This is a genomic window from Caballeronia sp. M23-90 (genome assembly GCF_053574605.1).
Genome location: NZ_JBSIPA010000186.1, coordinates 1 through 11767 on the forward strand (window position 1 = coordinate 1; position 11767 = coordinate 11767).

The following is an 11767-nucleotide window of genomic DNA, read 5'->3' on the forward strand; positions in this document are numbered from 1 at the left end:
TATCTGTTTCGCGTAGCCGCCACCGCCGCCGCCGTCTTCCTCGATATCGATCGTGCGTGCATTCGATACCCGTGCCGAGGTCGAGCAGCAAGTGGAAAGCATGGGTGCTGTGTTCCTCACGATCGATATCGAGGAAGACGGCGGCGGCGGTGGCGGCTACGCGAAACAGATGAGCGCGGAGTTCATCGCAGCCGAGATGGCGCTGTTCGCGGCACAGGCGAAGGAAGTGGACATCATCATCACGACCGCCCTGATTCCGGGCAAACCCGCGCCGAAGCTGATCACCGCCGAGATGGTCGGCATGATGCGCGCGGGCAGCGTGATCGTGGATATGGCGGCCGAGCAAGGCGGCAATTGCGAGCTCACGCAGCCGGGTGAAGTGGCGCAGATCCACGGTGTATCGATAGTCGGTTATACCGATCTCGCAAGCCGCATGGCCACGCAATCAAGCCAGCTTTACGGCACCAACATCCGTCATTTGCTGACCGATCTCACGCCGCAGAAGGATGGCATCGCGAAGATCAACATGGACGACGACGTGATGCGCGGCGCAACGGTCGTGCATGACGGCGTCGTGAGCTGGCCGCCGCCGCCGCCAAAAACGGCGGCCATCGCGCCGCATAAACCTGCGGCCGCCAAACTCGTTGCAACGGATATCAAGGAAGAACCGCGCAGCGCCTTCATGTCGATCGTGATCCTGGCCGTTGCCGCAGTAGCCCTGCTCGCGCTCGGTGCGGTCGCGCCGCCTGCGTTCGTCGCGCATCTGACTGTGTTCGTGCTTGCGGTGTTCGTCGGTTACCAGGTGGTCTGGAACGTGACGCCCGCATTACATACGCCGCTCATGAGCGTGACCAATGCCATCAGCGGGATCATCGTGATCGGCGCGCTGTTGCAGCTCGGCACGTCCGACACGCTCGTGACGGTGCTTGGCGGTATCGCGTTGCTGGTTGCCACGATCAACATTGCAGGCGGGTTCCTCGTGACCCATCGCATGTTGAAGATGTTTCAGCGCAATTAAGGAGAAAAAACATGCTGAACGGAATTGGCAACATTGCGTATCTGGGCGCCGCCGTGCTTTTCATCTTGAGCTTGCGCGGGTTGAGTCATCCGAGCACCGCGCGCCGGGGCAACATCTATGGCGTAGTGGGCATGCTGATCGCGGTCGTTGCGACATTGCTGATCGCGCAAGGCGCAGGGCTTGCGGTCGTGCTGGCAGCGGCTGTGATCGGCGCGGCGATTGGGGCTGTGCTCGCGCGGCGTGTCGAGATGACGCAAATGCCGCAGCTCGTTGCGGTGCTGCACAGCTTTGTCGGACTTGCGGCGGTATTGATCGGCTTCACCAACTACCTCATGCCGATGGGCGATATCGCCGGCGCCGAGCTGACCATTCATCTCTGCGAGATCTACCTTGGGGTGTTCATCGGCACGATCACGTTCACGGGCTCCATTGTCGCGTTCCTGAAGCTGCAAGGCACGATCAGCGGCAAGCCGCTCGTCTTGCCCGCGCGGCATATGCTGAATCTCGCGGTGCTGGTCGCGTGCGTGGCGCTAGGTTACCGGTTCATGACGGCCAACGTGGTCGCCGACGGCATCACCGCGTTGCTCATCATGATCGTGCTTGCGGCAGCGCTCGGCGTGCATCTCGTGATGGCGATCGGCGGGGCGGACATGCCCGTGGTCGTGTCCATGCTCAACAGCTATTCCGGATGGGCAGCCGCTGCGACCGGCTTCATGCTGAGCAACGACTTGCTGATCACGACCGGCGCGCTGGTCGGTTCGAGCGGCGCAATCCTGAGCTACATCATGTGCCGCGCGATGAACCGCAGCTTCTTGTCGGTGATCCTGGGCGGCTTTGGCGCAGCAAGCGGAACGAGCACAGCGGACGTTGGCGGCGAAGTGATCGCAACGAGTATCGACGAAGTCTGCGCCATCCTGCGCGATGCATCCGAGGTCATCATCGTGCCGGGTTACGGCATGGCCGTGGCGCAGGCGCAGACCACGATCAGCGATATCACGCGCAAGCTCGAAGCACTCGGCGTGAGGGTTCGCTTCGGCATTCATCCGGTCGCTGGACGCTTGCCGGGACACATGAACGTGCTGCTCGCCGAAGCGAAAGTGCCGTATGACATCGTGCTTGAAATGGACGAGATCAACGAGGACTTTCACACGACGGACGTCGTGCTCGTGATTGGCGCGAACGACATTGTGAATCCGGGCGCACTCGAAGATCCGGGCAGCCCGATTGCCGGCATGCCGGTGCTCGAAGTGTGGAAGGCGCGCACGGTCGTGGTCTCCAAACGCGGCATGGCGACCGGTTACGCGGGCGTGGACAACCCGCTCTTCTACAAGGACAACACGCGCATGCTTTTCGGCGATGCCAAGACGAGTGTCGACGCATTGCTGCGTCAACTGTCCGCCGCCTGATCGACAGACGGGAACCCCATGATCCGCTCACGCAAAGCCAGGATCGTCGCGACACTCGGTCCCGCGACGTCCGATATCGATACGATCACGCAGCTCTTCAACGCCGGCGCGGACGTGTTCCGCCTGAACTTCAGCCACGGTTCGCACGAGGATCACAAACGCCGTTATGACCTCGTGCGTGAAGTCGAGCGCGCATCGGGCCGGCCAATATCGATACTCGCCGACATGCAAGGCCCGAAGCTGCGCGTGGGCCCGTTTGCAGCGGGCAAGGTGATGCTGGCCGAAGGCGCGGAGTTTTCGCTCGATACCGACCCGGAACCCGGCGATGTCAACCGGGTATATCTGCCGCATCCCGAGTTGTTCGAAGTCGTGGCTGCGGGCCAGTCGCTTTTGCTCGATGACGGCAAGCTTCGCCTCGAAGTTCTCGACAACACCGGCGAACGGATCCGAACCCGTGTGAAGCACGGCGGAGTTCTCTCGGACAGAAAGGGCGTGAATGTGCCCGACACCATCCTGCCGATTCCCGTGCTGACGCAAAAGGATCGCATCGATCTCGCGTTTGCGTTGTCGCTCGGCGCTGACTGGATCGCGCTTTCCTTCGTGCAACGCCCGGAGGATCTGGTCGATGCGCGCGAGCTGATCGGCGATCGCGCCGGCCTGATGGTCAAGCTGGAGAAACCGGCGGCGCTCGATCGTCTGGATGAAATCGTCCAGGCATCCGATTCCGTGATGGTCGCGCGCGGCGACCTGGGCGTCGAATTGCCCCCCGAGCGCGTTCCGGGCGTGCAGAAACGTATTCTGCGGTCGTGCCGCAGCCATGGCAAACCGGTGATCATCGCCACGCAAATGCTCGAGTCGATGATCTCCGCGCCCGTGCCGACACGTGCGGAGGCATCGGACGTTGCGACTGCAATCTACGATGGCGCCGACGCCGTCATGCTCTCGGCGGAATCGGCGAGCGGCGCTTTCCCGGTGCAAGCGGTCGCGATGATGGACCGCATCATCAAGGAAGTGGAGCACGATCCGTTGTACAGGAGCCTGATCGATGCACAACACGAACTGCCGCTGAATACGCCCGGCGATGCAATCTGCGCCGCGTTGCGCGATGTCGCGCAGACCATCGACGCCGTGGCCGTCGTGACGTACACCACGTCGGGACACACGAGCTTGCGCGCCGCACGCCAGCGTCCGGCCGCGCCCATCCTGAGCATCACGCCGAAACTCGCAACCGCACGACGCCTCGCGCTCGTGTGGGGCGTGCATTCCACGGTGAGTCCAGACATTGGATCGGTGGACGAGATGGTCAGCGCCGCGTGCGGCATTGCTGCAAGACAAGGCTTCGCTACCTCCGGCGATCAAATTGCCATCGCGGCAGGCATGCCGTTTGGAGAACCGGGCACGACGAACCTGCTGCGGATTGCAAGGGTTTAACCAAGCGCTGCATTCCACATACGCGCTTTAAGCAGTGCCCTGACCACGCGCATCCAAAATTTATTAGGCATCCGGAATATATAAGGTTTACCTAATCCAAGGCATAAGAAACTTTCACTTTCGTTAATGGATGAACGTTGCCATCATGGCTTCAGCCTGAGGCATTCGAGTTCAGCAACATGGCACTTCATCAGGAACGCCGGCACGCGACGTGGAGACCGTCGCCGATCGCACGGCATGAACCAGAACCCGCGGCTTCGCAGGACGCGCCGAGATATTCGCATCGCCTGAAGCCGGATTGACGGTTCCATCTGGCCCGACAGAATTCGTTATTTAAAACAGGAAGAGTCCGATGAAAATCTGTGTATATGGCGCCGGCGCAATCGGCGCGTACCTGGGCGCGCAACTCGCTTCAGCCGGTGCGGACGTCAGCTTCGTTGCGCGCGGCCCGCATCTCGCGGCCATGCAATCGAAGGGCGTGCGCCTTCAGATCGACGGCGGCGAGCGCACCGTCAAGGTCCGGTGTTCATCCGATCCACGCGAACTCGGCGTGCAGGACTACGTCATCATCGCGTTGAAGGCGCATTCGGTGCCGGGCGTGGTCGCTGCGATGCAGCCATTGCTGGGTCCCGAGACCGCCATCGTGACCGCCGTCAACGGCATCCCTTACTGGTATTTCTACAAGCACGGCGGAGAGTTCGCCAACACGACGCTTGACAGCATCGACCCGGGCGGCAAGCAGTGGAAGCAACTTGGACCTGAGCGCGCGATTGGCTGCGTGGTTTACCCGGCGGCTGAAATCACGGAACCGGGCGTGATACGCCACGTGTATGGCAAGAAGTTTCCCGTTGGGGAACCGAGCGGCGAGCGCACGGAACGCGTTCAAAAGCTGCACGAGATCATGGTTGCAGCGGACCTCGATGCCCCCATTCGCGACAATATCCGCGATGAAATCTGGCTCAAGCTCTGGGGCAACCTCTGCTTCAATCCGATCAGCGCACTGACGCATGCAACGCTCGACGTGATCACGAGCAACACGGCGACGCGCGATGTATCAAGGACCATGATGCTCGAAGCGAAATCCATCGCGGAACGGTTCGGGGTGCATTTCCGGGTGGATGTGGAAAAACGTATCGATGGCGCGGGCGCCGTCGGAGCGCACAAAACATCGATGCTTCAGGACCTCGAAGCGCATCGTCCAATGGAAATCGATCCGTTGCTGACCGTCGTGCAGGAAATGGGGCGGCTGGTCGGGCAGGCAACGCCGACTATCGACACGGTGCTTGCGTTGATCAAGCTGCGCGAACAGATTGCGCAGCATGTCCCGGCGCCGGTGCCCGAACCTGCGCCCGTAAGCTGAACCCGATGTCGATTTCCGGCCGCGTCGTTCGTCGTTGAGCAAGGAGGCGCACAACGTCGTTGTGCGTGCTCCTTTTTCGAACGACTGAACAGGAGATGCGTCATGACGTACATCGATGGGTTTCTCGCGGCCGTGCCCACGGCCAACCGTGAAGCGTTCCGGCAGCACGCGCACATGGCCGCGGGCGTTTTCAGGGAGCACGGCGCGTTGAAGGTGGTCGAGTGCTGGGGCGACGACGTTCCCGAAGGCACGCTGACGTCGTTCACCATGGCTGTCAAACGCAAGGACGACGAGGCGGTTGTGTTCTCGTGGATTGTCTGGCCGTCACGCCAGGCTCGCGACGAAGGCATGAACGCGGTCATGGCGGATCCGCGACTTCAACCTGACAAAAATCCGCTGCCCTTCGACGGCAAACGCATGATCTACGGCGGTTTTGAAGTGATCGTGGAAGTGTGAACGACCGGCCCGCAGCGACGCGTTAAGATGGCGCTTCGTCAGCGCTACAACGCACGCATGATCTCCAGCCAGTACATCAGCCGTATTACATTGCAGCGGGAAAAAGTCGAATCTTTCGATGTCTATCCATTTGCGCTGCCTGCCGTCCGCTCGCTCGACACGCTCGAACTGCATCCGAAGGTGACGTTTTTTGTCGGTGAAAACGGGTCGGGGAAGTCGACGCTGCTCGAAGCCATCGCGGTGTCCATGGGCTTCAACGCGGAAGGCGGCACGAAAAATTTCCGCTTCGATACCCGCTCTTCTCATTCCACGCTCGATGAATACCTTCGTGTCGCCAAGGGATTCAAGAAGCCGAAGGACGGTTTTTTCCTGCGTGCCGAAAGTTTTTTCAATGTCGCGACAGAGATCGAAAATCTCGATGCCGAAGGCGGCTTTGGACCGCCGGTCATCGGCTCTTACGGCGGCCAGTCGTTGCACGAACGCTCGCACGGCGAAGCGTTTCTCGCGTTGTTGATGAACCGCTTTGGGGGCAAAGGCCTTTATCTGCTTGACGAGCCGGAGTCCGCGCTTTCACCGCAACGCCAGCTCGCCGCGCTCGCGCGCATCCACGATCTGGCGAACGACGACTCGCAATTTGTCATTGCGACGCATTCGCCGATTCTCATGGCTTATCCGGATGCGTGGATTTATCAGTTCACGGCCGACGGCGTTGCACGCGTCGATTACGACGATACCGAACACGTCCAGGTCATGCGCGCTTTCATGGCGAATCCTGGGCGCATGATCCGCACGCTTCTCGATGATGAGACATGATTTCGGTAATAGTCAGACAAATGCCGATTTTTGTGTTCGTTGTAAGGAAACGCTAATTCGGACGCGATTGCAGATAAAGTTAAATAATTTTAAATAAGTCATCTATGTGAGTGTTTTTTACTCTAAAAATGCTGTCTTCGAGAAAGAGTTTAGAATAGCTGTTCAGTTTTTGTGCGAACCACTAAACCGCTCGACGAATTTACGTATACAAATCAACGATCGTCCGCCGCACCGCACAAACTTACAAAACACAAACTCCACGCCAAATCTGAAAGGTCATTTCAGATTCGCCCCAGTTCTCCGTAATCGTGTGCATCGACACACCTCTCGGAGAGCATCAGCATGACCCTCAGCAACTTCAAAATCGGAACCCGGCTTGCCGCAGGTTTCGCCGCAATCCTGATCCTCTTGTGCGCCGTCGGCGGTTTGACGTTGTGGCAGACATCCCGTATCTACGACGGCACCCTTGAACTCGCTAACGACTGGCTGCCAAGCGTTCAGGCCGCCGGACGCATCCAGTCATACGCAAACACCATGCGCCGTACGAGCCTGCGCTATCTGCTCGCCGCGGACGCGAACGAAAGGCAAACCAACCGGGCCGAGCACGACGCCGCTGCGACAAAGGTTCAAGGGGCATTCGCCGGCTATGAAAAACTGATTTCTTCGCCGGAAGAAAGACAGCTCTTCGAGGACATCAAAAGCGGCTGGGGCCGTTACATCGCCGCCGACGCCAAGCTTTTCGAAGCCGCCGATAAAGGCGACGCAGGCATAGCCGAAGCGCGCGCCATCTCGAGCGGCGACGCGGGCAAGGAATTCACCGGAACGCTGAAACTCATAGAACAGGACATCGAGTTGAATCGTGCTGGCGCCGAGAGGGAAGTGGCGGGCGCGGCATCGACCTATCAATCGGCGATGGTCACGACAGGCGTCCTGATTGTCATCGCGTTGGTTGCGGGCGTGACGATCGGCGTACTGATCACGCGCTCGATCACGGCGCCGATCGGGCGTGCCGTGAAAGTTGCCGAAACAGTGGCGCGGGGTGACCTGACTGCGGTGATCGATGTGAGCGGCAAGGACGAGACAAGTCAGTTGCTTGCCGCGATGCGCCACATGAACGAGCGGCTCGTGGACGTGGTCGGCCGCGTGCGAAACAGCAGCGACAGCATTGCCACGGGTTCCGCGCAGATCGCAGCGGGCAATACCGACCTGAGCCAGCGCACCGAAGAACAGGCGGCGTCGCTGGAAGAAACGGCGGCAAGCATGGAGGAGCTCACCGCAACCGTGAAGCAGAACGCCGAGAACGCGCTGCAGGGCAATTCGCTTGCCGCAAATGCATCGGAGACCGCGGTGCGAGGCGGTGAAGTCGTGAACCGCGTCGTCCAGACGATGGGCGAAATCTCCAGCAGTTCCAAACAGGTCGCCGAGATCATCACGGTGATAGAAGGCATTGCGTTCCAGACGAACATTCTCGCGCTGAACGCCGCGGTCGAAGCGGCCCGGGCGGGCGAGCAAGGCCGCGGATTCGCGGTGGTCGCAGGCGAGGTACGGACGTTGGCGCAACGCAGCGCGTCGGCGGCGAAGGAGATCAAGGACCTGATCAGCGCCTCGGTTCAGCGCGTCAATGCAGGCACGCAACTCGTCGATGAAGCCGGTCGCACCATGTCCGAAGTCGTGCAGTCGGTCAAGCGCGTGACGGACCTGATGGGCGAGATCAGCGCGGCATCGGGCGAGCAGCATACGGGTATCGAACAGGTCAACCAGGCCGTCATGCAGATGGACGAAGTCACGCAGCAAAACGCTGCGCTCGTTGAAGAGGCATCGGCGGCGGCTCAGTCGATGGCCGCGCAATCCAATACGTTGCGCGAACTGGTATCGATTTTCACGATCGATGCTTCTGAGGTGAGCGTCCATGCATTCGCGCCAGCGCCAACGCACGCACCGAAAAAACCGGCGGTATCGGCAAAGATGACCAGACAAGCGCCCTCGCTTGCAAAAGACGCAGCGTGGACGACGTTCTAACGCGCTAAATCGGGCGCGACACGTGACGATTGATTCACGCTCGCGCGGAGAATAATCGCCGAAAGCCTTGCAGCGCAAGGGTCGAAAATCATTAGAAGAATAACTCGACCCTCTTGTGCGGATCTGGCGTGATGTTTGCGGTAATAAAAGCACCTTTTGCTTTTTATCGTGAACATGCTCCGCTTTGAATACGCTCTAGTTTCGATCCTTGTGATGTCGTCACCCGGCGCCGCTTTTGCTGCAACCCGCGACGAGCAGACGGCGGCCTGCAAGGGCGACGCCATCCGATTTTGCGCATCGGAGATTCCGAACGAGCAGAAAATCACGTCATGCATGAAGGCCAACTTCAATAAGCTGAGTCCAGAGTGCAAGGCGATGTTCAAGCAACCCGCGTCCGACAAACGCAAGAAGCCGGTCAAACCTGCATAAACCCAAGGGGCAGCGCATGCTGATACAAACCTTTGAAACCGTGCTGACGTGGTTCGCAATGTGCGGCTTGCACTTGTCGATGTTGACGCCTGCCGAGCTTGCGCACGCATTCGGGGCGCTCCTCGGCATTTTTGTCGGCATTGCATTGCCGCTGGGCATTGCAGTGAGCGCGCATCGGCAAATGGAAAAGTTCTGACCGTCCGCCAAATGCTGCGGCGCGCCAAGCAACGCGCTTGATCTGCTTGCCGCTTGAGGCGCACCATGAAAAACGCTGCTTGTCCCGAGCGTTACCCGTGTGCGCACCTGGAGGCGAAGATGCCGGAAATCAATCAGCAACGCGTCGTCGAAATTCTCAACCAGATTCTCGAGTCAGAACTCGCTGGCGTGGTCCGTTACACCCACTACTCATTCCTCGTTTTCGGCTTCGGCCGCATCCCGATTGTTGCGTGGCTGCGTGAACAAGCCGACGAGTCATTGCTTCACGCGCAGCAGGCCGGCGAGTGGATCACGACGCTCGGCGCGTATCCATCGCTTGAAATAGGGCCGTTGCTGGATTCCCATACCTTCGACATAGGCTCGATCCTGCGCGAATCGCTCGAAAGCGAAAAGCTCGCGCTCGAGCATTACAGGACGCTGCTGCGCGAGGTCGAAGGCCGCTCCATAGCGCTCGAGGAATACGCGCGGCAGATGATCCACGTGGAGGAGCTGCACGCGGGCGAAGTCGACAAGATGCTTCGACGTCCCGGCGCGGTTTCCACGCTGCCCGATCCGGGTCCGGCGAAGGATCTGCTTTAGGGCGTTCATCGATCCGCTCAACGCAGCGGCCTGAAAAATGTCCGCAGTTCTTCGGCAAGCTCATGCGGCGTTTCCATTGCGGCGAAATGGCCGCCTCGCGGCATGGTGGTCCACCGCTGCACGTTGTAGACACGCTCGATCCACGAGCGCGGCGGCAACGGCAATTCGCGCGGATAGGCTGCAATGCCCGTTGGTGGCAGCACGCGTTGCCCGCTCGTGAAATGCACGGGCCGCCGCCGGCTTTCCAGATACATGCGAAACGAAGAACCGATCGTGCCGGTGAACCAGTAGATCGAAATATTGGTGAGCAGTGCATCGAGCGGAATCGCTTTTTCGAGGTCGCCGCCGTTGTCGCTCCAGCTGTAGAACTTTTCGGCGATCCACGCCGCCAACCCGGCCGGCGAATCGTTCAGGCCGAACGCAAGCGTCTGCGGTTTGGTGCCCTGAACATGTGCGTAACCGCCTTCGGCGTCGGCCCATGCTTTGGCTGTATCGAGAAATTGCGTCTCTTCCGGCGAGGGCGGAGCTTCGCCGCCGTCGAGCGGCGGCCGGTACGACCCCGGGATGTAATTCAAATGAAGCCCCGCGACGTTTTCCGGATTCTGAAACGCCAGCCATGTGGAGACAGCCGCGCCCCAGTCGCCGCCCTGCACGCCGTATCTTCCATAGCCGAGACCTTCCATGAGCGCCGCCCACACACGCGCGACTTCGGACGGTCCCGTGCCGGGCGTTGACGGTGCGGACGAAAACCCGTATCCGGGCAGCGACGGCACCACGACGTCGAACGCGTCGCGCGGATCGCCGCCGTGGCTGGCGGGATCGGCGAGCAAGGGAATGATCGCCTCCATTTCGATAAACGATCCCGGCCAGCCATGCGTCAGGATTAGTGGCAGGGGCGCCGGCCCCTTTCCACGCGCGTGCACGAAGTGGATGGTTCGATCGTCTATCCTGGTGGTGAATTGCGGCAGCGCGTTGAGCCGCGATTCCTGCGTGCGCCAGTCGAAGCCGTTCTGCCAGTAATCGACAAGACGTTTCAGGAACGCCTCGTCCGTGCCCTCGCGCCATCCCAGATCCGCGACACACTGCGGCCAGCGTACACGGGACAACCGTTCGTGAAGGTCGTGCAGGGCGGTATCGGGGATCGCTATCTGGAAGGGCGTGACGTTCATGAATGGCACCGTTGGAGGTTTTTATTGTCAACGATCCTACTGCAGTTCCGGCAACGCCGTTCCGGGCATGCACGCCTGTACACTTTCGGTGCGCCATTTCCCGGGAGGATGCGATGCTGAAGACTTATACAGGCAGTTGCCATTGCGGCGCGGTTCGATTCGAAGCCGACATCGACCTGAGCCTCGGCACCAACAAATGCAACTGTTCGATCTGCACCAAGACGCGCAACTGGAACGCGATCATCAAACCTGACGCCTTTCGCCTGCTTTCCGGCGAGCGGGACACGACCGATTATCAGTTCGGTCACAAGGTCGGTCATCACCTGTTTTGCCGCCACTGCGGCGTGCGTTCATTCGCCCGTGGATATGTCGAGGAGATCGGCGGCCATTACGTGTCGGTGCAGTTGGCTTCACTCGATAACGCCGAGCCCACCGAGCTCATAGAGGCGCCGGTGCGTGTCGCCGACGGCCGTCACGACAACTGGGGCGAGCCGCCCGCCGAATCGCGGCATCTCTGAGCGTGGGCACGCTCGTGCTATGGTAAGCGGCTCGATTTCCTGTTGATCGAAGAAATCGTGTACATCATTTCACCCACGAAATAATCCGGACGTTTTATGAAAAAAGTATCGCTTTTGCTTTCGATGGTTCTGCTCGCTTCATCGGCTTATGCCGCCGCCGCAACTGAAACGCTGCCTTCCGGCGTTACCGTGACCGAACTGAAGGCCGGCACGGGCGCGCAGCCGACCGCTTCATCCACCCCAAATTCTTTAACGCTCAGACGAACGCGCTGCTCATGTGCAGCGTGCCGTTGACACCGGCCGGGAAGAACCCGCCCTGCGTCACTGCACCCTTGTTCAGGTACACGATATTC

General features: G+C 60.1%; 11 protein-coding genes and 1 pseudogene. 11 read left to right on the forward strand and 1 reads right to left on the reverse strand.

The window, feature by feature from the left end:
* Positions 1-46: 46 nt before the first annotated feature.
* The 10 genes and pseudogenes from ACRXB1_RS18660 to ACRXB1_RS18705 form a co-directional block, all read left to right on the forward strand.
* Positions 47-1018: pseudogene (locus ACRXB1_RS18660) on the forward strand (Re/Si-specific NAD(P)(+) transhydrogenase subunit alpha); the annotation flags it as partial.
* An 11-nt stretch (positions 1019-1029) separates the two neighbouring features.
* Positions 1030-2424, forward strand: a complete 1395-nt coding sequence (gene pntB, locus ACRXB1_RS18665) for a Re/Si-specific NAD(P)(+) transhydrogenase subunit beta (protein ID WP_062001242.1) — start codon at positions 1030-1032, stop codon at positions 2422-2424.
* Between the two features lie 18 nt (positions 2425-2442).
* Positions 2443-3855, forward strand: coding sequence for a pyruvate kinase (gene pyk / locus ACRXB1_RS18670; protein ID WP_449492830.1), 1413 nt, complete (start codon positions 2443-2445; stop codon positions 3853-3855).
* A 352-nt stretch (positions 3856-4207) separates the two neighbouring features.
* Complete coding sequence (locus ACRXB1_RS18675; protein WP_449492831.1) at positions 4208-5215, forward strand: 2-dehydropantoate 2-reductase; 1008 nt, start codon at positions 4208-4210, stop codon at positions 5213-5215.
* A 102-nt stretch (positions 5216-5317) separates the two neighbouring features.
* Positions 5318-5671, forward strand: coding sequence for a DUF1428 domain-containing protein (locus tag ACRXB1_RS18680; protein WP_449492832.1), 354 nt, complete (start codon positions 5318-5320; stop codon positions 5669-5671).
* Between the two features lie 57 nt (positions 5672-5728).
* Positions 5729-6484, forward strand: a complete 756-nt coding sequence (locus ACRXB1_RS18685) for an AAA family ATPase (protein WP_062002275.1) — start codon at positions 5729-5731, stop codon at positions 6482-6484.
* A 342-nt stretch (positions 6485-6826) separates the two neighbouring features.
* Entirely contained in the window at positions 6827-8503 is a 1677-nt protein-coding gene (locus ACRXB1_RS18690; protein ID WP_449492833.1) for a methyl-accepting chemotaxis protein, read from the forward strand.
* A 213-nt stretch (positions 8504-8716) separates the two neighbouring features.
* The gene (locus tag ACRXB1_RS18695) at positions 8717-8932 is read left to right on the forward strand and encodes a hypothetical protein (protein ID WP_449492834.1); all 216 of its coding nucleotides are present in this window, start codon (positions 8717-8719) and stop codon (positions 8930-8932) included.
* Positions 8933-8948: 16 nt separating this feature from the next.
* Positions 8949-9128 carry a hypothetical protein gene (locus ACRXB1_RS18700; RefSeq protein ID WP_449492835.1) on the forward strand — a complete coding sequence of 60 codons (180 nt, stop codon included), beginning with the start codon at positions 8949-8951 and terminating at the stop codon, positions 9126-9128.
* Between the two features lie 119 nt (positions 9129-9247).
* Complete coding sequence (locus ACRXB1_RS18705; protein ID WP_075360336.1) at positions 9248-9727, forward strand: ferritin-like domain-containing protein; 480 nt, start codon at positions 9248-9250, stop codon at positions 9725-9727.
* 17 nt (positions 9728-9744) lie between these two features.
* Here the strand turns inward: ACRXB1_RS18705 and ACRXB1_RS18710 are convergent, their stop codons facing one another.
* Positions 9745-10896, reverse strand: a complete 1152-nt coding sequence (locus tag ACRXB1_RS18710; protein WP_449492836.1) for an epoxide hydrolase family protein — start codon at positions 10894-10896, stop codon at positions 9745-9747.
* A gap of 113 nt (positions 10897-11009) precedes the next feature.
* Between ACRXB1_RS18710 and ACRXB1_RS18715 the strand changes: the two genes are divergently transcribed.
* Entirely contained in the window at positions 11010-11414 is a 405-nt protein-coding gene (locus tag ACRXB1_RS18715) for a GFA family protein (RefSeq protein WP_449492837.1), read from the forward strand.
* Positions 11415-11767 lie beyond the last annotated feature (353 nt).